This is a genomic window from uncultured Granulicatella sp. (assembly GCF_938030755.1).
GTDB lineage: Bacteria > Bacillota > Bacilli > Lactobacillales > Aerococcaceae > Granulicatella.
In genome coordinates this window covers 55,908-81,034 of the sequence record NZ_CALHIF010000040.1, presented here as the reverse complement: position 1 = coordinate 81,034, position 25,127 = coordinate 55,908, and the positions used below count along the sequence as shown (strand labels likewise).

The following is a 25,127-nucleotide window of genomic DNA, read 5'->3' as shown; positions in this document are numbered from 1 at the left end:
GAGGAAGAGTATGGCAGAAAAGTTTTTAATGAAAAAAGGTCAAGTAATCAATGCTATCGCATCGGATTTTTTAAAGAAATCTGTAGGAGATAAAGTGCCGAGTATTTCTGAATACCAGGAAGATTTAGGAGTAGCTCGTGGTACAGTTCAAAATGCGATTTCTTATTTAAAGAACGAGGGAGCCTTTAAATTAATCAGCAAAGGTCACCAAGGTTCGTTTATTTCAGAAATTAATTATGAAATATTACAATCTTATGCATTGTCAGAAACGGTTCTTGGGACGATGACTTTGCCATACTCTAAACTCTATGAAGGTTTGGCAACCGGAATTTACGAAGAATTTCGCAATAATCATGTTCCATTAAACTTAGGTTATATTCGTGGTTCTAAAGAAAGAATTAAAGCAGTTACGAGCAAGTTTTATCGTTTTGCAATTGTTTCTAAATTTGCAGCCAAACAAGCTATTCGTAATCGTGAACCATTAGAAATAGCGCTAGACTTCGGTAAAAATAGTTATTTAAGCGAGCATGTTGTTGTCTTCTCTAGCGAGAATACAGATAAGACCATTGAAAGCAAGAAAGTAGCTATTGATTATAATTCAATCGACCAATACCTACTGACAGAAGAAGTAGTAAAAGATAAAAATGTTCAATTAGTTGAAATGCCTGGGTTTCAAATCCTCACAGCGCTAAGAAAGGGAATTGTAGACGTTGGTGTTTGGAATTTAGATGAATTAATTGATAAAGATTATTCCGATTTAAGCTATTCGAAATTAAAACACAATCAGTGGATTGATGATATGACATCTGCAGTTGTTGTAGTTCATAAAGATGATGATTCGCTTAGAGCATTTTTTAATCAAAGTGTAGTTGCAGATAAAATAATTGAGATTCAAAATAAAGTTAAAAATAATGAGATGATTCCTCAATATTAAAAGGGGTGAGTTCATGCTAGAAGAGAAATTGGATGTTCTGGTAGTGGCAGATGTTATAGATGAAGATACAAAAAAATATATATTGAAGGCTCGTGATTTCTTTCAAAATGAAATGAAGATTAATGATGAAACGAAGGTTGAAGTATTTCTTATTCATTTAGCAATGGCTGAATCGAGACGTAGAAAAAATGAAGTTTTAGATGCCAAAATGGAAGAAATCATTCGAAACGAAATTAAAAATCACCTCAATTTCACTGAATGTAAAGAAGTCTGGAGTCGCTTGTCAAAATATATCGGTGAAGAAGTGTATTCAGAGAATGAGTTAGAGTTTATTTATCTTCATTTATTGAATTTATTAGAAGGTGACAAACATGTTTCTTAATCTCGTTAATAGAAGAAATCGATCTTTAGTAGATTTTGCAATTAAACTTCATAAAGACGGGGCAATCCTTCCAGATACTTATGTGATTGATTTAGATGCTGTTATCCAAAATGCAAAATATATGTCTGAAATCGCAAATAAAGAAAATGTTGAGCTTTATTATATGCTAAAGCAGATTGGACGGAATCCATTTATAGCAAAGGCGATTGCTGAAAATACAAATATAAAAAAGGCAGTTGTCGTGGACTATAAAGAAGCGTTAAAGATGATGGAAGAGGGGCTGCTTTTAGGGAATGTTGGACATCTAGTTCAAATTCCGGATGCTATGTTGGAGAAAATTATTTCGTATGGAACAGATTACATTACGGTCTACTCAGTTGAGAAAGTTCAACAGATTATTCGTGTTGCGAATCGACTAAAAAAACATCAGAAGCTATTGTTAAAAGTTATTGAGAAAGATGACAATATTTATGATGGACAATACGGTGGTTTTCATTTGTCTGATTTAAATGAGGTCATTTCTATTGTTGAAGCGTCTGAATGGGTAGAAATAGGAGGATTAACCTCGTTCCCTTGTTTTTTATTTGATGGTAAAGAAAATATTATTCCGACAAATAATATGAAAACAGTAAGAAAAGCGAAAGAAATTCTTGAAAAAGAAGGGATTCAACCGATACTGAATATGCCATCTGCTACTTGTTCAGTAACAATTCCTGAGATTCGTAAGTTAGGAGGGCATCAAGGGGAACCTGGTCATGCTTTAACGGGAACCACTCCACTTCATGCCGTACTGGATCTACCAGAAATACCAGCTTTAGTATATGTTAGCGAGATTTCTCATAACTTAGATGGCCATTCGTATTTTTATGGCGGAGGATATTATAGGCGAGGCCATTTTGAAAATGTTGAAGTCGTGGATGGAAATAATCTCATTTTCGATGCAGTTCTTCCTCTGAAAGATGAAAGTATTGATTATTATATTGAGACTAAAAATGAGCATCCAGTTGGTTCAACTGTGATTGGTTCTTTTAGAACACAGATTTTTGTTACTAGAAGCGATTTAGCTATTGTTTCGGGACTGCAGAGTGGGAAACCACATTTAGTTGGAATTTACGATAGTTTGGGAAATAAAGTGAGAAGGTGAAAAAAATGGGAAGATTTGTTCTCATTGTTTTAGATAGTTTTGGCGTAGGGGCAATGGATGATTGTGTAGAGGTAAGACCTAGAGATGTTGGAAGTAATACTGCCAAACATATCATTCAATCAAAACCTGATATAAAAATTCCTACACTAGAAAAATTAGGACTTATGAACGCTATTGGTGAAGAAGTTGGAGAACATAAATTTTCGGATATTGCTAATTTTGGGACAGCGAATTTAACTCATTATGGAGCAGATTCTTTTTTAGGGCATCAAGAAATAATGGGGACTACTCCGAAAGTTCCGTTGATACAACCGTTTAATGAAAAAATAGATGAAGTTGAAAAGAATATTTTAAGAAACGGCTATAAAGTTAGACGTGTTGGAGAACCAGGGTTACAAATTCTTGTTGTGAATGAAGTTGCAACCGTTGGGGATAATTTAGAGACAGATTACGGACAAGTTTACAACGTTTCAGCTTGCTTAGATTTAATTAGTTTTGAAGAGTTGAGTAAGATTGGACATGTTGTTAGAGATGTTGTTCAGGTATCGCGTGTTATCACTTTTGGAGGCGAACAAATTACGTTGGACAACCTTCTACGAGCTAGGAAAGTGAAGAATGACAAAATAGCGGGTGTAGATGCTCCAGAATCAGGAGTTTATAACCACGGATATCAAGTAGTTCACTTGGGATATGGAATTGATAAAAATGTTCAGATTCCAACGATTCTGGATAAGAAAGGAATTACAGTCTCTTTCTTAGGTAAAATAGCGGATATCATACAAACAACAAGTACAAGACTTTTTCCTGGTGTTGACTCTGAATACTTATTTGATTGTTTAATGAAAGAAGTGAAAAGTATACAAAACGGCTTTATTGCATTAAACATTCAAGAAACCGATTTGGCTGGTCATGCTGAAGATGTGGAGAGATATGCAGACCGATTAGAAGTGAGCGACAAACGTATTGCTGAATTGTTACCAGAATTAAATGTCGGTGATATTTTAATTGTGATGGCGGACCACGGAAATGACCCAACGATTGGTCATAGTAATCATACGAGAGAAAGAGTACCATTGATGATATACAGTCCTGGTATTACTGGGAAATATGTTGGAGAACGTGATACTATGGCTGATGTTGCTGCTACTGTCGGGGAATATTTTGATGTCGAAGCTCCTCAACATGGACATTCATTCTTAAATAGGATATTAGAAAAATAGGTTTTGCTATGAAAAAAATACAAAAATATGCGTTCAAAACAATGCTTGCTATGAAAAATCCGGTAAAATCAGTAGATGCGGTCTATCCATTAGCCTTTGACAATATTTCTAATGAATCCGGTTATTATTTAGGAGTAAAAAATAGTCTGTGGGTAACTGACGAGATGGAAAAAAGATTAAATCAATGTTCGTATTATTTGCATACTAGAGATCAATCTAGTTTAGGTGGTCGAGCAATTGATATTGATTTAAAGAATCCAATAACTGGATTGGCTATGACTGGTTCTTCTAGCGGAACGGCAATCAATGTTTTCTTGGGAATAAATGATATAGGTATGGGCACAGATGGTGGAGGCTCGGTTCTAGCTCCTGCAATCTCGCTGAATTTATTTTCTTTAATTGATCCCGTGTTGTTTCGAGAAGAACGAAAGAGAGAAAAAGATAAAATATCAACAGATGGAATTTCATTTGTTCCATCTATAGGTTTAATATCTAAAAATCTAAAGCTGGTTCAAGAATTATATTTTAATTTAAGAGATTTAGAAAGTTCAAATCGAGAAGCAAAAATACTAGTTGATGACGAAAATATCTGTAATTTGCTGAAGGGTGAGAACGTTGAAGTTAGCTCGTTTGAAGGAAAATATGATAATGAGCGTTTAGCGTTGATAGAAACTACAAAAAGATTATTGGAGAAATACGATATCATTGTGAGCAAAGAAGGGCCAGTAGATTTGCATGGGTTTGGAGATACTGTCTTTGGACATTTTGATGATAAAACAAAAGAAATTCAGGTTGCTGCCAATAAAGGTTTTCTCCGAATAGCTAATATGGCAAACTGTTTTGCTTTAACTGTTCCAAGCGGTGAATTATCTACAGCTTTTGTGATTTTGTGTGATACTAATAATGTTTCTGCGATAAGAAAATCTTTTATGGTCGCAGAAAGTTTGTATAGAGAAAATGATGAATTATCTGAAAGATACTTTTTGAATTATAAAAATTACTTTATGAATGGATATAGTAACTAAGTTAGGGTTAGAAAAATCTAACCCTTTTTTTCGAACGCATCTATTGACAACTCATAAAAATAAGGATATACTTTAAATATAAATTGGAATAATTCTAAATAAGAAAGAGGTAATGAATATGTCAAAAGAACAAACAAAACAAGTATTAAATCAATTAGTGGCTGATTTAAGCCAACAATCAGTAATCGTACACCAAGCTCACTGGTACATGCGCGGGGCAACTTTCATCACAATGCATCCATTAATGGATCAACATATGGAAATGTTAGACGCTCAATTAGATGAAGTTTCAGAACGTTTAATCACATTAGGTGGCGCTCCTTATTCAACATTACGTGAATTTGCCGAAAATACTAAAATTGCAGATGCTAAAGGAAACTACAACGATAGCATGGAAGATCGCATCCGTCATTTATTAGTAGGTTACCGTTACTTAATCGACCTTTATGAAAAAGGAATCGAAGTTACTGGTGAAGAAGGCGACGATGTAACACAAGATATCTTCATCGGTGCAAAAGGCGCATTAGAAAAATTAGTTTGGATGCTTACAGCAACTATCAACGAAGCACCAGGATTATAATTTTTGAAGACTCTAGGGCTGGGCAGTTTGTCCGGCCTTTTTCTTTTGCCCAAATTCTGAAAATTATCATATATGATAATTACCATATATGATAATTTCATCAACGCAAAGCTCCGAAGTGTAACCTCGCCTAATCGGCAGTGTTAGGAAGCACATTTTTCCTTGGAACTCATCCCATCATAACGAAGCTTTTATAAGCTTGGCTTGGCATACTTCGCAGAACTAGCATGCTTTTAAGTAAAATAGCAGATGAAAAGCCGTAGGAGATTGGAGTCTATAATGGCAGTAATAGCGAATGTAATTAATGTGAATTACTGACTCTAAAAATTTATTTTGTAGAGTCAGTTTGAAGCTTAATAGGCAATGAGACTATGGCTCATGCCGGTACAGCTATTACAGCCATTATGAAGAACTCCAATCAGCCGAAGGATTTTGTTTTTCTTCATTTTTTACCTAAAAATATCACAATACTAGCTGGTGGGTATGCTATAATAAAGCCAATCTTATGAAAGGTGGAAGGTTTATGGAAACAAAAAAATACAAGGGCAAAGAATTTACAATGAACGTCCTGAACGCTCTGGCGCTAGGCGTTGTCGTGACCCTTATCCCTGGAGCTCTCCTTGGTGAATTAGTGAAGGCACTCCTTCCTATCTTCCCTCAAGGACAACTGATTATCCAAGCGACTCAAGTGGCGAATGCACTAATGGGGGCAATTATCGGATTGATGGTCGGTCAATTCTTCAAATTCACTCCAATTCAAACAGGAGCATTGGCACTAGCGGTCTTATTTGCAGGGGGAGTTGCGAATTTTAATCCAGAGGTCAAAGGAATTATCTTTAGTGGAACAGGGGACATCATTACGATGGGACTGACCGCCGCATTAGGTGTAGCCGTGATTTTATGGATTGGCAATAAAGCGAAAGCCTACTCTATTATCGTTATTCCAACAGTGTTGTTAGTGCTTGTCGGCGGACTGGGCCGCTTAGCGTTACCTTATATTTCAACATTAACCACCTTGTTAGGACAAGGAATTGGTACGCTATTATCCTTACAACCCGTTATTATGTGTTTATTATTGGCGGTTATTTTTTGTATGTTGATTGTGTCTCCATTTACAACGGTAGGCATTGCATTAGCCATTAGCCTTAGCGGGGTGAGCTCAGGAGCAGCAAATCTTGGTATTTGTGCAGCAGGCTTTGGTTTTGCGATTGCCGGATGGAAAGTGAATTCAAAAGGAACAGCAATTGCGCATTTTATCGGCTCGCCGAAGATGTCTATGGCGAATGTTTTGGCAAAACCAAAAATTTTATTGCCGATGATGTGTTCTTCTGCTGTTTTAGGAGTGTTAGCTGCCTTATTTAATATTCAAGGAACCCCTCAAAGTGCAGGCTTTGGATTTAGTGGTTTAGTTGGCCCTATTAATGCGTTGAACTTAGCAGAGGGTGGTTGGAATGCGACTAATGTGATTGTAGTGGTGCTCATTTTCGTGGTTGTACCAATTGTATTAAACATCGTATTCGTTCATTTGTTCGAAAAAGTGTTAAAATGGATTCAACCAGAAGATTATCAATTAAATGTTTAATGAGAATAGGAGTGAAAAAATGAAAATCGCGATTGCAGGAGCAGGAGCAATGGGATGCCGTTTCGGCTACATGTTAACAAAAACAGGTCAAGAGGTGACGCTGATTGATGAATGGCCAGCGCACATCGAAGCCATCCAAAAAAATGGATTGAAAGTGGTCGATGGTGACAATACCGATACGATTGATATTAAGATTGTTAAACCAGAAGAAGCAACAGATGAGGTAGATGTAGTTATTGCCTTTACAAAATCAATGAAGTTAGGCGAAATGCTAGAAAAAATTAAACCAATTATCCACGAAGATACGAAAGTACTTTGTCTTTTAAATGGTCTAGGTCACGAAGACACAATGGCAAAATATGTTCCTCGTAAAAACATTATTATGGGAGTTACGATTTGGACTGCTGGTCTGATTGAACCAGGGGTAGCGCGTTTAGGCGGAACTGGTACAGTAGAAATGCAAGCGGCTGATCCAAGTGGTGTGGCGATTGCTAAAGAATTAGTAGAAGTGATGGACAAAGCCGGATTGAACGCAAGCTACAGTGAAGACGTTCATTTCTCAACATGGCGTAAAGCGTGCGTAAACGGTACGATGAACGCAACATGTGCGATTTTAGATGCCAATATCGGAGAAGTTTTTGATACTTCAACGGCCGAAGCCATCGTAACGCAAATTATTGCTGAATTTGTGGCTGTTGCCGAAAAAGAAGGTGTTCATCTTGATCCAGCTGCAATGAAAGATTATGTGTACACTGCGTCTAATAAAGTTCGTAGCCACTATCCTTCTATGCACCAAGATTTAATCCAAAATCACCGCTTTACTGAAGTGGACTTCTTGAATGGATTTGTTGCTAGAAAAGGGAAGGAATATGGCATTCCAACGCCTTACTGTCAATTGATTACAGAATTTATTCATGCAAAAGAAGATATTTTGAAAGTTAAATAATACAGCAATATAAAAGAACAATTTAAAGAATCAGTTTGTTATTGAAAGAGTCATATTGGGGCACCGTATTGAACCTCCTATTCTTTCAATCAACTGATTCTTTTTTATGTGGAGAGTGCCTTTTAAAGGACAATATCACTTTTGATTCAACCAATAGTAAGAGTATCCGATGAACTGCGACAACACACAAAAAGGAGTGAGGCGAGTAGCCTGGCTCCTTTTTGCGTTTAGCGTTTGCGTAAATCTAAGAAGATTTATAAGAAGTTTTCAACGAGTACACGTACAGCTTCGAATGCGTTTTGAGAAGCTTTTTCAAGGGTTTCCTCGAAAGTACCCGGAGCGTCTCCACCAACATGATCACTGATGCCACGGATGTTCAACACAGGGATGTCATAGAAACTAGCTACTTGCGCAATAGGTGCTGCTTCCATGTCGCTGGCTGTAATATCCGGCATTTTTGCACGAATGTTGGTAACCGCATCAACCGAACTCATAAAGGAATCACTTGTCGCGATAAAACCGCTATGGACTGAGAAGTTTTGGACTTGTTCGCGAAGAAGCGTGAGTACTTTTTGTTGTAATTTTACATCGACAGGGTAATCGGCTGGCATTTGAGGGACTTGTCCCCATGCGTAGTCGAATCCGGTCGCGTCCACATCGCTATAAGCAAATTTCGTAGAGACAATCACGTCTGCTAATCCTAATTCGGTATTAAAACTTCCTGTTGTCCCGGTGTTAATGATGAGATCTGGATGGACTTTATCGCATAACCAAGCACTAGATGCGGCAGCATTCGCTTTTCCAATACCAGATTGAACGAGAATCAGATTTTCATTCACTTCTAGAATACGAATAGGTCCTTTTGAAAAGATGACCTTTCCTGGAGAAAAGTGCTTTTCAAACGGAAGGAGTTCTTCTTTCATCGCGGCAACAATTGCAATCTTCATGAATTATTTCCCCCATACTTCAGAAATGGATTTATTCACTTCCACTTTAGTGCCGTCGAATTTTTCTGAAATCCATTTTTGAATCTCTGGATCATGATACAGTTCCACTAGTTTTAAGGTTTCCGGATTCTTTGCGTTTTCGGCCTTTACGACAATCACGTTAATACTAGTAAGGGTTGATTCATCCGCTTTTTCATAGAATAAAGCATCTTTTAATACATTTAATCCACCTTCAAGTGCGATGGTGTTTCCGATTGCGATTAAATCAGCATCGTCTAAGACACGTACGCTAGTCGTATCATCAATCATTAAGAACTCAAAATTCTTCTTGTTTTCAACGATATCACTGGTAGTCCCCGTTCCGTCTTTGAAAGAACTAGATAGTTTAATCAGTCCGGCACTTTCTAATAAACGAAGGGCACGAGTCGCATTATATGGACTATCTGGAAGTGCAATTTTTGCACCATTTGGTAAGTCATTTAGACTTTTCACCTTCTTAGAGTATAGGCCCATTGGTTCGATATAAGTCGTACCGATTGGAACGAGTTTGTTGGAGTTCGCTTTGTTAAATCCTTGCAGGTAGCCAATAGATTGAAATGCGTTGGCGTCGACGGTTCCATCTGCTACGCTCTCATTTAAAGGGACGCCTCCATTGATTTCTTGCACTTCGATTTTAAGACCTGCTTTTTTAGCTTGTTCAGACTCGGCAATATGTCTCCATATATCCGCATCAGAACCAACGGAAGCAATTTTTACGGTTTTAGGTTCACTGCTTGAAGCCTCTGATCCTTGCGAAGCTTGAGAGCTTGAAGCAGTGTTGTTTCCGCAAGCGCTTAAGACGAATGCAGTAGAGAGAGCGATAAGGGATTTAGCAATCGTTTTTAATTTCATATGGGGGGTTCCTCCAGTCTAGGTGTCTAATGTTTCTTACTGAATGAGTGATTAAATGACTTTTCTCTCGAAAGGATCGATACTAATTCCTTGTTCCAATACTTGTTTGGCGTATTCTTTTGCGCCAAATAAGGAATGGTCACGGTAGTTTCCACACTGAACGGCGGAGACGCCTTGAATATCTTTGAATTGAATCTTATCAACGATTTCTTCTAGCGTTGATTTCAATGCGCGAGCGATGTCTTCCGGAGAGCGCTCTTCCCATAAAATCAAATGGAATCCTGTACGACATCCAAAAGGAGAGATATCGATAATTCCTTCTAAGCGGTCTCTTAAAAGATCAGCTAATAGATGCTCAAAGGTATGAACCACACCAGTTGGCATTTCTTGTTTATTCGGTTGTAAGAAACGGATATCAAAATTTGAAATCACATCTCCTTTTCTTCCGTGCTCATTCGCAATTAATCGAACATAAGGAGCGATGACCTTGTTGTGGTCGAGTGTAAAGCTTTCTACTTCAGCCATGTTTATTCCTCCAATCATTGAAACAAAATAAAAAAAGCCCGCACTTCTAGCCAACGCTAAAAGGACGAGTTGAAGTTGTGGTGGCGCCTTTACAGTCTTCTTATAGAAGATTACTTCCGTACAACTATACGGTAACTCTGTAACGGGAGAACCCGTATTGCCCTAGCAAATCAGGCAATCAGCTCAAAGACTTCGTGAAAAATAGAGAGGATATTTTCTTATGCTAAGCTCTATTTTTGACTCTCTTTTCATAGCGTTTCAAATAAGTTATATAGAGACTATACTAGAAATAAAGAAGGTTGTCAATCTCAAAAACAAACTATATAAATTATTTTTGAGAAATAGTTCGTAAATTTTTGAATTATACGTAATATACAGTCGTTCGCGCTAAATTCGTTCGCTTTTATGTCTGGGAGTACTATTAAATCCGTGCGAAGAGAGGGAAGATTATAAAATAATAGTAGAATGTCATGAATTTGTGATTTTTTACGCTGTACTAAGGATAACAATTTCAAAATGAAGGGTGACGACAATGACATTATTAGACGTACAACATATACAAAAAGTATATCAAACAAGATTTGGAGCTGCGGAAGTAACAGCTTTGAAAGATCTTTTTGATGAAATTTTCAAAGTGACAAAAATGTAAGAAACAAATAAAAAATGATAGGATGGTGTCATGAATTTACTTTTTATTTCGGTTATACTGTGTTCAACAAATTAAAACAAAGGGTGAAAACAATGACATTATTAGATGTACAACATGTACAAAAAGTATATCAAACAAGATTCGGAGCTGCGGAAGTAACTGCTTTGAAAGATATTAACTTCTCAGTTGAAGAAGGCGAATATGTGGCAGTGATGGGAGAATCCGGTTCAGGGAAAACAACGCTATTAAATATTTTAGCGACTCTAGACCGTCCAACAGGTGGGAGTGTCCTATTAAACGGGGAAGACATCCAAAAGATTTCTTCCAAAGTACTAACAGAATTCAGACGCGACCATTTAGGGTTTGTGTTCCAAGATTTCAACTTATTAGAAACATTATCAGTATATGACAATATCGTATTGCCACTAGTTTTAGCAAGACGTCCGATTGCGGAGATGGAACAAAAAGTGAAGCCGATTGCGGAAATGCTAGGGATTTCAGATTTATTGAAAAAATATCCTTATGAATTATCAGGTGGTCAACAACAACGTGTGGCCATTGGTCGTGCCATGATTACAGATCCAAGTTTACTACTGGCCGATGAACCAACTGGAGCGCTTGATTCTAAATCAGCTAGCAACACATTAGATTTGTTCGATAAAATCAACGAAAATGGGCAAACCATCTTGATGGTAACACATAGTACGGTTGCGGCAAGTCGTGCTAAACGAGTGCTCTTTATTAAAGATGGCTTAATTTATAACCAATTGTATCGTGGAGAAAGAAGCGACCAACAAATGTTTGAATTAATCTCTGAAACGTTAACCGTGATGGCAAACAGAGGTGAGGCACATGTTTAAACTACTAAGTTCATTAGCCGTGACGAATTTGAAAAAGAATCATTCGCTTTATTTACCATTTGGACTTGCAACAGTCATGGTTACGATGATTTCTTATATTGTTCACGCGTTATCTTCAATGCCAGAACTTTCCACTTTAAGAGGGGGGGCTTCTATCGCTCTTTCCTTAGGATTGGGAGTGTTAGTGATTCAAATTGTGGCGCTATTAATCGTACTTTACGCCAATAGCTTTGTAATGAAGAATCGTTCGAAAGAATTCGGATTGTATGGAATTTTAGGCTTAGACCGTAAAAATGTACAAATTCTTAGCTTTATGGAATTGTTCCTATTTGCACTTGTCAGTGTGACGGCAGGGATTGCTCTCGGGATGGTTTTTCATCGTTTTGCGTTTGCGGTCCTCTTAAAACTGATTCAATATCCAATCGGACTAGAGTATCACTTACAAATCGGTAGTGTCTTCTTTGTATATATTTTCATGGGCGTCATCTTCTTGATCGTGTTCTTCTTGAACGCTACGAAAATTTATACAAGCCGTCCGTTAGAATTACTAAAAACAAAGAAATTTGGTGAAACAAAAGGTCGTTTCATGAAGACGCGCGCAATCATTGGGTTTGTGATTTTAGGGCTAGCGTATTATATGTCCCAAACGATTGAAAGTCCGATGGCAGCCGTCATGATGTTCTTTGTTGCGGTTGTTATGGTTGTGATTGCAACGTACATTCTGTTTGATGCAGGTTCTATTGCGATTTTAAGTGCATTGCAAAAAAACAAAAAACTATTCTATCAACCTACAAACTTTATTTCAATCTCCAATTTAAAATTCCGTATGCGTAAAAACGCTGCTGGATTGGCTAGTGTGTGTATTTTATCTACCATGGTATTAGTAACACTAGGAACGACGGTGTCTTTACAAGTAGGAGCTTTTAAAACACTCAGTGAATCTTATCCTACGGAATATTCAGCTTCTTCATTCCTGACTTCTAAAGAGGAAGAAGCAGAAGCAAGTAAAGCGATGAAAGATATTCAAGCTAAATCTTTATCAACTGTTAAGAATGAAATTTCATTTGGACAATTCGTTCGTTTTGGTCTTCAAAAAGGGGATTCTGTTGAGATTATGAATTCTTTCTCTGGGGCGGAGAATGTGGTAGCTCTGACGGTGATGTCTCAAGAGGATTATAACCGCATTTTTGGAACGAATCTTTCCTTGAAAGAAAATGAAATGGTAGTGGGCCATACAAAAGGAGACGGCAAAGAGTTTTCAACACTGACTACTGCCAAAAAAAACTATAAAGTTGTTGGTGATTTAAACGATGATAAGTATAAGACGACCTTGCCTCAACTATCAGCCTTAGTGGATAATATTTATATGGTGGTTGTTAAAGACGTATATGACTTTATCAATCCAGGAAATCATGAGAGAGTACAGTACTATTCACTATGGAACACAGATACAAAAGAAGATCGTTTGAAGGAAGAATTTGACGCTTATCAAAATATAGATGTAGATCAATATAGTGTTCCTCTAGTCATGTCTAGTAAAACAGAAGCTGCGAAAGAAATATATGGATTTATGGGAAGTCTTCTCTTCATTGGGGCCTTACTTTCAGTGTCGTTCTTTGTGGGTGCGGTATTAGTGATTTACTACAAACAAATCTCTGAAGGATATGAGGATCGAGATCGTTTTGTCATCTTACAAAAAATGGGAATTGATCATAAAACCGTTAAACAATCTATCAATCGCCAAGTATTAATTGTCTTCTTCATGCCTCTATTAACTGCATTCTTGCATACAGGATTTGCGTTTAAAATGTATACGAAGATTGCGCAATTGTTTGGAGTGAACACTCAAATAACATTGATTGCATCAATCGTCATTGGGATTATTTTCTTAATTGTTTACTTTATCGTCTACAAAGTGACCTCTAGAAGTTACTTTAAGATTGTGAAACGATAAAAAAACGTTCACAAAGAGCAGACTGTTTTGAATAAGAAACCTATTTTGAATGGCTTCTTTCACATTAAAAAACACACAAAAGGACAAGCGGTTTCTTGTCCTTTTTATGTACTCAAAAATAGGATAACTGTCCACAATAAAAAGCTTTCAAAAAAAACAAGATTTCGGTTTTCAGAAACTAAAAAACATGGTAGAATGGAATGTATTCAAGTAAATAAAACTGGAGGATTAGTCATGATCGATGTTATTGACTTAAACAAAGTATTCGATAACGGCTTTGAAGCATTGAAGTCAGTAAATTTCTCAATTGAACAAGGGGATTTAGTATGTTTACTAGGTCCTAGTGGATGTGGGAAATCAACAATTTTAAATTTAATCGCGGGATTATTATCACCTACTGGGGGAGACATCCAATTTAAAGGGGAGTCAGTTGTTACGACAGAGCCAAAAGACCGTAATATTGGATTCGTATTCCAAAACTATGCGTTATATCCGCATATGACAGTATTAGAGAACATTATGTTCCCATTAACTGTTGGTAAAAATAAAATTCCTAAGGAAGAAGCTCAAAAAATTGCAGAAGAATATATGCAATTAACAAACATTGAAGAGTTAGCAGGTAAAAAACCTGGTACTTTATCAGGTGGACAACAACAACGTGTGGCCATCACTCGTGCGCTTGTTCAAAAACCTGAAGTGCTCTTACTAGATGAACCATTAAGTAACTTGGACGCTCGTTTACGTTTGAAAATCCGTGAAGAAATCCGCCGTCTTGTAAAAGAAGTAGGAATCACAACAATCTTCGTAACACACGACCAAGAAGAAGCTTTATCAATTTCAGATAAGATTATTCTTTTAAATGAAGGGTATATTCAACAACATGATGACCCTCAAAACTTATACCTAGAACCAAGTAACTTATTCGTTGCGAAATTCATCGGTAACCCAATCATTAATATTACAGAAGTGGAAATTAAAGACGGAGTGATTACTCACCCATCATTCAACTTATCAACTTCTGAATTATCTCAAGACCGCAAACGTCAAGAGTTAGCAGATGGACATTACTATTTAGGAATGCGTCCTGAAGATGTCGTTCCAGCTGCTGAAGGAGAAGAATTATTCTCTACAACTATCAGTGGAGTTGAGTTAATTGGACGTGAACGTATTCTTCACTTCCCATTAGGCGAACAATATTTGAAATCAATCGTAAGTGTGGAGCATAAGATTGAAGAAGGAGACACACTTGCATTTAATATTCTAAAACATAAAATCTTCTTATTCGATAAAGATGGAGCGCGTGTTTACTAATGAGAAAATATAATCCAGAAAACCAACCTAAAGCTTGGTTCTTCCTTCTCCCATCTTTAGGAGTGATTCTCTTATTTAATATTTATCCATTACTTCGTTCGTTCTGGATGAGTTTCCAAAAGGGATCACTATTAAAATTACAATATACAGGCTTGGACAATTACCAAAAAGTAATCTCAGATCCAGTTTTCCATAAAGCACTTATGAACACTGCATTATATGCATTTGCAGTTGTGCCTGTTGCTTTATTAATCTCAGTGGTCGTTGCGTGGATTATTTTTGAAAAGATTAAGCATAAGAGTTTCTTTGAAACCATCTTCTTCATGCCTTATGTTACAAGTACAATTGCTATCGGGATTGTATTCCGTTACTTCTTTAATGGAGACTACGGAATTATCAATTTCTTCTTAGGATTGATTGGAATCCCTGCCGTTAACTGGCTTGATAATGTGAACATGAGCATGCCGACATTAATTATTTTCGGGGTATGGACAAGTTTAGCGTTCAATATCATTATTTTGTTAGCAGGATTAAGAAATATTGATTCTGAGCACTTCAAAATTGCGAAAATGTTCGGTGCGACAGACCGAGAAATCTTCTGGCGTATTACATTCCCGCAATTAGTACCTACAATTGCCTTCCTTTCAACAGTGAACTTAATTGGTGCATTCAAAGTGTATACTCAAGTTTATGCGTTGTTCGGAGGAAGTGCTGGTACAGCCAACTCAGCTACAACAGCTGTGTACTATATTTACGATAAATTCCATGTGGCAGGAAGACCAGGGGTTGCCATGGCAGCAACTGTAATCTTATTTGCAATCATTCTTTTTGCAACATTCCTCCAAAACAAATTCCTAAGAAAGGCGGAGGGATAAGATGAAGAAAGTATTTAATGGATTTTCGGTTGCGCTATTAATTTTCTTAGCGTTAATTACAGTATTCCCATTTATTTATATGATTATGACAGGATTAATGACGTACGCAGAAGCAACAAGCATTCCGCCTTCATTTATTCCTAGTTCATTCCAATTTAGTAACTACCTAGAAGTATTTAGCCGTGCGCCGTTCTTACGTTACTTTGGAAACACATTATTCGTGTCTCTATTTACAACAGTGGCTACGGTCACTACTTCGTTACTAGCAGCCTTTGCTGTCACAAGCTTACAGTTCAAAGGAAAAAATATTGTAATGATGATTTTAGTTTCATTATTAATGGTTCCGTATGAATCAATTATCTTTACAAACTACCAAACAATCGCTCAATTAGGGCTATTAAACACTTATATTGCGTTGATTATTCCGTTCTTAACAAGTATTTTCTATATTTACTACTTAAACGGATACTTAAAAGGAATCCCAAGTACATTCTACAAAGCTGCTAAAATTGACGGTGCCAGTGATTTGGAATACATCCGTCGCATTTTAGTGCCAATGTGTAAACCAGCATTGGTAACAGTAGGGATTTTAACATTTATCCAAAGCTGGAATTCATTCCTATGGCCATTATTGGTTACAAACACGAAAGAATTCCGTCTATTGAATAATGGTCTTTCTGCCTTCACAACTGAAGCCGGAAGTGACGTTCATTTGCAAATGGCCGCTGCTACTTTAACGGTTATCCCTATTCTGTTAATTTACTTCGTATTCCGAAAAGAAATTATTAGAGGGGTAGCGAAGAATGGTATTAAAGGATAAAACAACGATTACCTTTCATAGCGGAATTTTAACGATTGGTGGAACTGTGATAGAAGTGGCGTATAAAGATAGTCATATCTTTTTCGACTTTGGAACAGAATTCCTCCCAAAATTAGAATTGACCGATGAATCGGTACAAACGCTCGTAAATCATAGAGTCATTCCACATTTAAAAAATGTTTATGATGCAAGAATTCCTTACAAATATGAAGGAGATGAAGATAAAGATTATGCCAATACGGCAGTCTTTATCTCTCATGCGCATCTAGACCATACGAGAATGTTGAATTATTTAGACCCAAGTATTCCTTTATATACATTGAAGGAAACAAAAATGATTGTAAACTCGCTCAATCGAAATGGTGTATTCTTGCTGCCATCACCATTTGAAGACGAGTCATTTACAAGAGACATGATTGGCTTAGATGCTGGTGATGTGATTAAAGTAGGAGAAATCGAAGTAGAAATAGTCCGTGTAGACCATGATGCCTACGGGGCTGCTGCTTTAATCATCAAAACACCAGGCCACCATATTACGTATACCGGTGATTTAAGACTTCATGGGCATAATGCCGAAGATACGATTGAGTTTTGTAAAAAAGCAAAACATACGGACATTTTAATGATGGAAGGAGTCTCTATCAGTTTTGGTAACCGTCCAGCAGAAGTGGAAGCTTTCAAACCGGAAACTGAGGAAGATGTGATTCGTCAGATTGCTTTTCTAGAAAAAGAAAATCCACATCGACAAATTACCTTTAATGGATATCCAGCAAATGTTCGTCGTTTTGAGAAAATCGTCGAAGGAACAAGCCGTACTGTTGTGCTTGAAGCAACAATGGCGGCACTTCTTAGAAAAGTCTTCCAGAAAGAGGCCCATTACTACTATCGTGAAGGGGCACCTCGACTAGAAGAGCTAGATCCAGCATTAGAAATTCCATACGAAACGTTATTAGAGGATACTTCAGAGTACTTATGGCAAGTGGTAGATCATTTTGAACGCTTGCAAGAGGGAAGCTTATACATCCATAGTGATGCACAGCCTCTAGGGGACTTTGATCCAAACTATCAACCGTTTCTTGATTTATTGGCGGAAAAAAACATTGAGTTTGTTCGCCTTGTTTGCTCAGGTCACGCAAAACCGGAAGATTTAGACCGAATTATTGCGATGATTGAGCCTAAGTGTTTGATTCCAATCCATACGTTAAAACCAGAGCTTCTGGAAAATCCGTATGGCAAAAGAATATTGCCGTATCGCGGCGAAAAAATTGTGTTGTAAAAACTATATAACAAAAGGAGAAGAAAAATGAAATTCAAATCTTTAGTAAAAGCGACACTAGCAACAGCATCAGTTGTAGCGTTAACAGCTTGTGGAGCAAGTACATCAAACAACTCTTCAAAAGCTGAAGAAACTAAAAAAGATATCGTAACAGAGGTTAAATCAGAAACAACAATCACTTTCTGGCATGCCATGAACGGTCAGCTTGAAAAAGCTCTTCAAAAATTAACAGAAGACTTCATGAAAGCTAATCCAAATATTAAAGTAGAGTTACAAAACCAATCTACTTATAAAGATTTACAAGCTAAAATCAACTCAACTTTAACTTCACCAAAAGATTTACCAACAATCACTCAAGCATATCCTAACTGGTTATTCAATGCTGCGAGCCAAGATTCGTTAGTAGATTTCAAACCATATATTGAAAACGAAACAATCGGATTCAAGAAAGGTGAAGAAATTCGTTCAGACTTAATGGATGGTGCTAAAATCAACGGAGTACAATACGGTATCCCATTCAATAAATCTACAGAAGTATTATTCTACAATGCAGATTTATTAAAAGAATACGGTGTTAAAGTTCCAACTACTTTAGATGAATTAAAAGAAGCCGCTAAAACAATTTACGAAAAATCAAACCACGAAGTTGTGGGTGCTGGTTTCGACTCATTAAATAACTACTATGCAATTGGTATGAAGAACAAAGGCGTTGACTTCACTAAAGACTTAGACTTCACAAGTGACGCTTCAAAAGAAGTTGTTAAATACTATGCAGACGGAATTCGTGACGGATACTTCCGTACAGCTGGTTCAGATAAATACTTATCAGGACCATTCCAAAACAAAAAAGTAGCGATGTATGTTGGTTCAACAGCTGGTGAATCATTTGTAGCTAAAGGTGCTAAAGAAGCTGGATACGAATATGGCGTAGCTCCACGTCCTGATAAATTCAACTTACAACAAGGTACTGACATTTACATGTTCGAAGGTTCTACTACTGATGAACAACGTACTGCAGCATTCTTATACTTGAAATTCTTATCTTCAGCTGAATCTCAATTATACTGGGCACAAAAAACAGGTTACATGCCAACAGTTGCTTCAGTGTTAGAAAAAGATGAATACAAGAAATCAGGTTCTAAAGTTCCTGCAATCTTAGCAGATGCTACTAAGAACTTATTCTCAATTCCTGTAGTTGAAAACTCAGATCCTGCATATGCAGAAGTTCGTACGATTTTAGAAAAAATCTTTGCAACTCAAAACGGCAATGTGGATCAATTAATTCAAGATTCTAAAGCGCAATTTGATGCTGCGTGGAATCAATAATCACTTATAAAGTTCATTCACAACACAATTACAATGAAAGCCTGGGGAATTTTCCTCAGGTTTTTTGTGTGGAATGAGTGCTGGAATAGGTGTTAGTGCGGAATAGGTATTAGTGCTGTGATGCCCCTTCGGGGGAGGCTTCTAGGTGTATGAAGTCCGGTGCGAATTGCTTTAGAAACAAGCGGTTTTTATTGTTGAAAGAGGATTAGTGAGCCACCGACTCGAGCCTCCTGTCTCTCGTCTTTGAAGCCTCAAAGAGACACTAACGAATGGATTCGTAAGTGTCTCTAATTCGCATTCAATGGATATTCTCACTAATCTTTCAACAAAACTGCTGTTTCTGTCGCAATAGACGTTTTCGGTGTACCCCTAAAAGCCTCCTGAGGGGGATTCCACTCAACAAAGCTGAGGAAAGTTGTCTGGCGTTCTTTAGATTGTGTTCCTCATTCACGAAGGACCGGTGCAGGGTCGGAGTGAACGCGTTTCATGGAGAGTGTGCTATAATGGGGCGACAAGAGAGGTGAGTCGGATGCGGTATGTGCTTTTATTAAGAGGCATCAATGTTGGAGGAAAAAATAAAGTCGTAATGAGTGAGCTGAAGGAATTGCTCAAGCGTGAAGGGTTAAGCGATGTGGATTCTTACATTAATAGCGGGAATTTATTTTTTACAAGTAGCGAGAGTATGGAGAAAATAGTTTCGAAAGTCGAAAAATTATTAGAAAAGAATTATGACTTCTCGATTCCGTTTGCGCTCCTTTCAAAAGAGGATTACTTAGAAGAAATGGTGGGACTTCCCAAATGGTGGGAGGATGAGTTTGCTAGAAAAGATATTTTGTTTTATTCTCGGGGGACAAATCCGAATGAGGTCATTGAATTTGCAAAAAACTCTGAGCTTTATAATGAAAAGGTGTATATCGGAAAGAATGCAGTCTTTTGGGCTAAGATGGATGAAGGGGAGTTTTTGAAGACGACTTATCATAAGAAGTTATTAAAACAACCTTTTTATAAGACGATTACCATTCGAAACGGCAAGACCTTTGATAAAATTGCAGAACTACTGCAAAAAGAACAGTAATGTTTATAGAAGTAAAATAGTTTGAAAACAGTAAGTTGATGAATTTACTGTTTTTTTATTTAAAATGGAAGAAAAATCGTAACGCAAGTCAGATATGGAGTAGAAGGAAGTGCCTTTATGATAGGGCTTTTTTATGGTACAATAATCTATGAATTTGTAGAAAGTAGAGGCGCATTATGGAATTAAAAATTATTGAAACAAGTGATATGCATGGGTATGTATTGCCAACGAATTATACTGAAAGAAACTTGGATTTAGGATTCAGTACCGCAAAGGCTGCGACGGTCATTCAACGATTAAAACAAGAAGCCAAAGGACCAGTAATCCAAATTGAAAATGGAGACTTTATTCAAGGGTCGCCTTTAAGCTATTATGTACGTAAAAATGATGCAAAAGTAGCAGCAGATTTAACGAAAGTACTAAACTACTTAGGTTATGATTTAGGAATTCTAGGGAACCACGAGTTCAACTATGGGTTAGATTATTTAAGAGAAGCGATTGCGTCTTATAACCACCCAATTCTTTGCGCGAACATTTTAACAAAAGACGGTAAGCCTGCCTTTGGGGAGCCGTACAAAGTGTTTGAAAAAGAAGGCGTAAAAGTCGCTGTTTTAGGGATTACAACGCCTTATATTCCGAATTGGGAACAACCTGCAACGGTGAAAGATTTAGTATTCGTGAGTGCGTTAGAAACTGCGAAGAAATACGTTCCAGAAATGCGTAAAGTGGCGGATGTTGTAGTTGTTACTTATCACGGAGGGTTTGAATGCGACCTTTCATGTGGGGACCCAACAGAACTATTAACAGGAGAAAACGAAGGGTATGCGATTGCGACGCAAGTAGAAGGAATCGATGCCTTAGTGACAGGACACCAACACCGTGTGATTGCACAAAAAGTGAATGGGATTCCAGTGATTCAACCGGGATACCGAGGAGCATATGTGGGTGAAATCAGCCTAGAAGTGGAAAAAGTAGACGGGAAGTATACTGTTGTTTCAAGCGAAGCAAAACTTCACCCAACTGAAGAAGTTCCAGCAGATCCTAAAGTTGTAGAAATGTTTAGCGACTTACAAGCAGAAGTGGAAGATTGGTTAGATACAACTGTTGGAACAGTAGTCGGGGATATGACGATTAAAGATCCTCACGAGGCGCGTTTAAAAGAACATCCATATGTTGAGTTCATTAACAAAGTTCAAATGGATGCCAGTGGTGCGGATATTTCTGGAACCGCGTTATTTAATAACGATGGACGTGGGTTTAATACTGAAATTCGCATGCGTGACGTGATTACAAATTACATTTATCCAAATACATTAGCGGTTCTAAAAGTGAGTGGGGCGGACTTGAAAGCGGCACTTGAACGTGTAGCCACTTATTTCATTGTTGAAAATGGAAAAGCAGTCTTCAATCCTAAATATGTGGAGCCAAAACCTCAATTCTACAACTATGATATGTATGAAGGAATCGAGTACACCTTAGACTTCACTAGACCATTTGGAGACCGTGTCACACGTTTAGACTATCATGGAAAACCAGTTCAACCGACTGATGAATTAGAAGTGGTGGCAAATCAATATCGTGCAGTTGGTGGCGGAAACTATAGTATGTTTAAGCCGGAGAAGATTGTGCGTGAGGTGCAGATTGACATGACGGAGCTCATTGCGGAATACTTGCGCAAACATCCAGTCATCGAAGCAACCGTCAACAACAACTTTAAGACTGTGGTGAAATAAAAAAATATTTAAAAAGCTACGATTTATTTTCGGATAAACACATAGTAGCTATTATAGCTGTACCGGATTGAGCCAAGGTCTCAATCCTATCGAGCCTCAAACGGATGGTAGGAAATGAATTTCCAACCATCCGTAATTCGCATCGATTACTGATTGCTATAATGGCTACTATGTTATCCGAAAACGCGTAGCTTTTTTTCTTTGCCTCTTAACATTGTTGTGTTGCTTCGATAAAGTGAGTGCAAGTATTCCTTCATTCGAGATAGAAGCACAAGCCAATAGGGATAGATTCTGTTGAGTCTAAGGTCTCAAACTTACCAAGCTTCAACTTTAGGAAGAATATAATTGGATGTCTGCTGAAATTTTAACGCAGTAGACAAATGAATTCCTCTTTACTGACAAGCAGTTCAAGGAATTCTATTTGTCCTTGCGGGGGTAAGACTACGAAAAACTAGTTTCTTCTGTCTTACTCCCAATTCACATTGGTTATGATTCCCTATAATGCTTTCTATAACCTCTGAGGAGTTTTTCTTTTTTTCAGTGTTAAAGAGTTGATTGGAGTCATTCGGAGAGTGAAAGTTTAGGATTTTATTAGGGAATGTGGTGATAGGGATTGGATATGGTATGATGAAGGCACTGAATTGCAAAGTGAGGTTTTTGTGTGAAGTTAAAGAGAGAATCGTGGATTGGGCTATTGGTGTTATGCGTGACGCTATTAGTGGGATGTGTGGATCACACGAGTCGGGGGTATCTTGAAGAGCTCTCTGGGAAAGAGCTGAGCAGGGTTTATCCAACAGAAAATATTGAAGATTTATTTGAGCAGTTTCCGAATGGATTTACCGTGAGTCAGTCGCGTGTCGTAGGGGACTCGACGGTATTTGTTTATCTTAAGGCGAAGGAAAAAGGAAAACCTTTTGTCGGTACGATGAAGCAAATCAATTCTAAAACAAAGGAAGAGGAAATCAGTCAGACGTTCCAATATGTGGATGGGAAGTTTGTGTTTGAAAACGAGGAAGAAGCTAAAAAGCTTTGGCCACAAGGAAAGTTCTTATTTCAGGAATTGCAATTGAATCTGGAGATGTTACGAAAGGAAAAATTGCATTCGAAACAGTATACGAATAGGGAAGAAAGTCCTACAGGAGACAACTCATTTTATCTAGAATATAGTATTCAGCTTCCAGTGGTTAATCGAATTTTGGGGATTGATGAATCGCAACCGATAGATTTCTCTATTTTCGGGTACGATGAGTCCAAAGGATTTTTATATGAAATTGGAGCGAAGCAAGATAATATAACGACTTTATGGGAAATGATACGAGAAATTAGGTAAGAGAAAAGTCGATGCTTTTCTGAGAATTAGAAAGATGTTACAATAAAAGAGAGGTGAGTATATGCAAACAATTATGATTGTAGAAGATGAAAAAGTCATTCGTGATGCGGTGGTATCCGAGTTAGAAAAATGGAATTATGAAGTTGTCGCTGTAGAAGATTTTTCTCAGGTATATACTCAATTTTTATCCGTGAATCCGCAGTTGGTTATTCTCGATATTACATTGCCATTTTTTAATGGTTATTATTGGTGCCAAGAGATTCGTAAAGTGTCTCAAGTGCCCATCATGTTTTTATCCTCTCACGATCAACCGATGGACATTGTGATGTCGATTAATATGGGTGCAGATGACTATATGACAAAACCTTTTGAACCCAGTGTTCTTGTAGCAAAGATTCAAGGGATGATGCGTAGAAGTTATGAATTTGTACAGCAGAAAGACTGGATAGAGTATAAAGGTGCAACCCTTCAATTAGCAAGCACAAAAGTGAGTTTTAATGGAGAGGAAATGGATCTCTCTAAAAATGAATTAATTGTTCTAAGAGTCTTGTTTGAGAAACAAGGAGATATCGCAACTAGAGAAGAGTTGATGAATCAACTGTGGAATAGTGATTTGTTTGTAGATGATAATACACTTTCGGTGACAGTGGCGAGACTTCGTAAAAAGCTAGCTGAAATTGGTTTAGCAAATCTCATCACGACTAAAAAAGGAATTGGGTATGGAATGGCGGAAGAAATTCAATGATGACAAAAAAAGATTTTAGTATTCAATGGCTTAAGTCACACCATACTTTATTGATTTCATTTGCATGTATCGAAGTGTTTTCGGTGGTATTTGCTCTGGTGTTTAACTGGGCTAGTACAGGGGCTTTTTACTATTTATTTTTATTAGGATTGTTCCTATGCTTTATTTTGTTTATTTTGCTCTGGCGTGACTGGAGAAAATATAAAAGCATGGTGAAAGCTTTGAAACAGCAAACTAGATCCTTGGAGGAAGAGTTTTCTCCTGTGATCCATCTGCTCTTTGAAAAGAATCAGAATCTAACGCAAGAGATGCAGCAGTTGAAGACAAAAATGCAACAAAGTAGAAAAGAAGATATAGATTATTACACACTTTGGGCGCATCAGATTAAAACGAGTATTGCGTCTAGCCAGCTTTTAATTCGTAGTCTTCCACAAACTACGGAAAAATCCATGTTGGAACAAGAGTTGGTGCGAATTACAGCTTATACGGAATTGGCATTGCACTATGTACGGATGGAAACTTTCCATAGAGATTTGGATTTACAAAAGGTGAAACTGGATGACATACTCCATCCTGTCATCAAAAAATACGCTACATTCTTCATTCATAAGAAGTTGAAATTACAATATAGCCCTATTGATGAAGTAGTCGTAACGGATAAGAAATGGCTGGGGGTCATTGTAGAACAAGTATTGTCCAATGCGGTTAAGTATACTCCTGATGAGGGAAGGATTGAGATTACTTTCGATAAAGATATACTAACCATTAAAGATACAGGAATTGGAATCGCTTCTCATGACCAAACTCGGATTTTCGAAAGAGGATTTAGTGGATTCAATGGAAGAGTAAACCATCAATCGACTGGACTCGGGCTCTATTTATCTAGTGAAATTGCAAGGAAATTAGGAGTCACTTTAAGTGTAGAGTCTATTGTTGGAGAAGGAACCGCGATTCATATTCAGATTCCTAAAGAAGGATTACAAGTCAAAGATTAGAG

23 protein-coding genes are annotated in these 25,127 nt (G+C 37.4%); 20 read left to right on the top strand and 3 right to left on the bottom strand.

The features are described from left to right. Window positions 1-10: 10 nt before the first annotated feature. From yhfZ to Q0594_RS04430, 8 genes are all read left to right on the top strand, one after another. Window positions 11-934 (top strand): GntR family transcriptional regulator YhfZ, encoded by a 924-nt coding sequence (yhfZ, locus tag Q0594_RS04465; protein ID WP_298730012.1) that lies wholly within the window; start codon window positions 11-13, stop codon window positions 932-934. A 13-nt stretch (window positions 935-947) separates the two neighbouring features. Then, on the top strand, window positions 948-1,316 hold the full coding sequence (locus tag Q0594_RS04460; protein WP_298730010.1) for a hypothetical protein: 369 nt from the start codon (window positions 948-950) through the stop codon (window positions 1,314-1,316). Beyond that, window positions 1,306-2,460, top strand: coding sequence for an alanine racemase (locus Q0594_RS04455; protein WP_298730008.1), 1,155 nt, complete (start codon window positions 1,306-1,308; stop codon window positions 2,458-2,460). Before Q0594_RS04460 ends, Q0594_RS04455 begins: the two co-directional genes overlap by 11 nt. A 5-nt stretch (window positions 2,461-2,465) precedes the next feature. Continuing rightward, window positions 2,466-3,680 (top strand): phosphopentomutase, encoded by a 1,215-nt coding sequence (locus Q0594_RS04450; protein WP_298730006.1) that lies wholly within the window; start codon window positions 2,466-2,468, stop codon window positions 3,678-3,680. A gap of 8 nt (window positions 3,681-3,688) precedes the next feature. Beyond that, window positions 3,689-4,705 carry an amidase family protein gene (locus Q0594_RS04445; protein WP_298730004.1) on the top strand — a complete coding sequence of 339 codons (1,017 nt, stop codon included), beginning with the start codon at window positions 3,689-3,691 and terminating at the stop codon, window positions 4,703-4,705. A gap of 118 nt (window positions 4,706-4,823) precedes the next feature. Continuing rightward, a complete protein-coding gene (locus Q0594_RS04440; protein WP_298730002.1) occupies window positions 4,824-5,285 on the top strand; it encodes a Dps family protein in 462 nt (153 codons plus the stop codon). A gap of 523 nt (window positions 5,286-5,808) precedes the next feature. After that, window positions 5,809-6,867 (top strand): PTS transporter subunit IIC, encoded by a 1,059-nt coding sequence (locus Q0594_RS04435; protein ID WP_298730000.1) that lies wholly within the window; start codon window positions 5,809-5,811, stop codon window positions 6,865-6,867. A 19-nt stretch (window positions 6,868-6,886) separates the two neighbouring features. Then, window positions 6,887-7,813 carry a 2-dehydropantoate 2-reductase gene (locus Q0594_RS04430; RefSeq protein ID WP_298729998.1) on the top strand — a complete coding sequence of 309 codons (927 nt, stop codon included), beginning with the start codon at window positions 6,887-6,889 and terminating at the stop codon, window positions 7,811-7,813. Between the two features lie 254 nt (window positions 7,814-8,067). Here Q0594_RS04430 and Q0594_RS04425 read toward each other — a convergent pair whose 3' ends face one another. From Q0594_RS04425 to Q0594_RS04415, 3 genes are read right to left on the bottom strand one after another with little or no spacing between them, the layout of a single operon-like run. After that, window positions 8,068-8,760 (bottom strand): 5'-methylthioadenosine/adenosylhomocysteine nucleosidase, encoded by a 693-nt coding sequence (locus Q0594_RS04425; RefSeq protein WP_298729996.1) that lies wholly within the window; start codon window positions 8,758-8,760, stop codon window positions 8,068-8,070. Between the two features lie 3 nt (window positions 8,761-8,763). After that, on the bottom strand, window positions 8,764-9,651 hold the full coding sequence (locus tag Q0594_RS04420) for a MetQ/NlpA family ABC transporter substrate-binding protein (RefSeq protein ID WP_298729994.1): 888 nt from the start codon (window positions 9,649-9,651) through the stop codon (window positions 8,764-8,766). Window positions 9,652-9,702: 51 nt separating this feature from the next. Further along, window positions 9,703-10,176: an S-ribosylhomocysteine lyase gene (locus Q0594_RS04415; RefSeq protein ID WP_298647505.1), complete on the bottom strand. Its 474-nt coding sequence runs from the start codon at window positions 10,174-10,176 to the stop codon at window positions 9,703-9,705. A gap of 741 nt (window positions 10,177-10,917) precedes the next feature. On the opposite strand from Q0594_RS04415, the gene Q0594_RS04410 reads away from it, so the two are divergent. The 12 genes from Q0594_RS04410 to Q0594_RS04355 all read left to right on the top strand — a co-directional run bounded on the left by Q0594_RS04410 (window position 10,918) and on the right by Q0594_RS04355 (window position 25,125). After that, window positions 10,918-11,685 carry an ABC transporter ATP-binding protein gene (locus tag Q0594_RS04410; RefSeq protein ID WP_298647502.1) on the top strand — a complete coding sequence of 256 codons (768 nt, stop codon included), beginning with the start codon at window positions 10,918-10,920 and terminating at the stop codon, window positions 11,683-11,685. Continuing rightward, window positions 11,678-13,639 carry an FtsX-like permease family protein gene (locus Q0594_RS04405; RefSeq protein WP_298729993.1) on the top strand — a complete coding sequence of 654 codons (1,962 nt, stop codon included), beginning with the start codon at window positions 11,678-11,680 and terminating at the stop codon, window positions 13,637-13,639. The genes Q0594_RS04410 and Q0594_RS04405 overlap by 8 nt, the downstream gene beginning before the upstream one ends. A 234-nt stretch (window positions 13,640-13,873) precedes the next feature. Next, the gene (locus tag Q0594_RS04400) at window positions 13,874-14,950 is read left to right on the top strand and encodes an ABC transporter ATP-binding protein (protein WP_298729992.1); all 1,077 of its coding nucleotides are present in this window, start codon (window positions 13,874-13,876) and stop codon (window positions 14,948-14,950) included. Then, entirely contained in the window at window positions 14,950-15,825 is an 876-nt protein-coding gene (locus tag Q0594_RS04395) for a sugar ABC transporter permease (protein ID WP_049554864.1), read from the top strand. Before Q0594_RS04400 ends, Q0594_RS04395 begins: the two co-directional genes overlap by 1 nt. Window position 15,826: 1 nt before the next feature. After that, window positions 15,827-16,645 (top strand): carbohydrate ABC transporter permease, encoded by an 819-nt coding sequence (locus Q0594_RS04390; protein ID WP_005606183.1) that lies wholly within the window; start codon window positions 15,827-15,829, stop codon window positions 16,643-16,645. Continuing rightward, on the top strand, window positions 16,629-17,921 hold the full coding sequence (locus Q0594_RS04385) for an MBL fold metallo-hydrolase (protein ID WP_298729991.1): 1,293 nt from the start codon (window positions 16,629-16,631) through the stop codon (window positions 17,919-17,921). The genes Q0594_RS04390 and Q0594_RS04385 overlap by 17 nt, the downstream gene beginning before the upstream one ends. A 27-nt stretch (window positions 17,922-17,948) precedes the next feature. Further along, a complete protein-coding gene (locus Q0594_RS04380) occupies window positions 17,949-19,247 on the top strand; it encodes an extracellular solute-binding protein (RefSeq protein WP_298729989.1) in 1,299 nt (432 codons plus the stop codon). A 529-nt stretch (window positions 19,248-19,776) separates the two neighbouring features. Then, complete coding sequence (locus tag Q0594_RS04375) at window positions 19,777-20,322, top strand: DUF1697 domain-containing protein (RefSeq protein ID WP_298729988.1); 546 nt, start codon at window positions 19,777-19,779, stop codon at window positions 20,320-20,322. A 176-nt stretch (window positions 20,323-20,498) separates the two neighbouring features. Next, a complete protein-coding gene (locus tag Q0594_RS04370) occupies window positions 20,499-22,055 on the top strand; it encodes a bifunctional metallophosphatase/5'-nucleotidase (RefSeq protein ID WP_298729987.1) in 1,557 nt (518 codons plus the stop codon). A gap of 661 nt (window positions 22,056-22,716) precedes the next feature. Then, the gene (locus Q0594_RS04365) at window positions 22,717-23,385 is read left to right on the top strand and encodes a hypothetical protein (protein WP_298729985.1); all 669 of its coding nucleotides are present in this window, start codon (window positions 22,717-22,719) and stop codon (window positions 23,383-23,385) included. A 61-nt stretch (window positions 23,386-23,446) separates the two neighbouring features. Next, entirely contained in the window at window positions 23,447-24,130 is a 684-nt protein-coding gene (locus Q0594_RS04360) for a response regulator transcription factor (protein WP_217950656.1), read from the top strand. Then, complete coding sequence (locus Q0594_RS04355; protein WP_298729967.1) at window positions 24,127-25,125, top strand: sensor histidine kinase; 999 nt, start codon at window positions 24,127-24,129, stop codon at window positions 25,123-25,125. The genes Q0594_RS04360 and Q0594_RS04355 overlap by 4 nt, the downstream gene beginning before the upstream one ends. The last annotated feature ends 2 nt before the right edge of the window (window positions 25,126-25,127 follow it).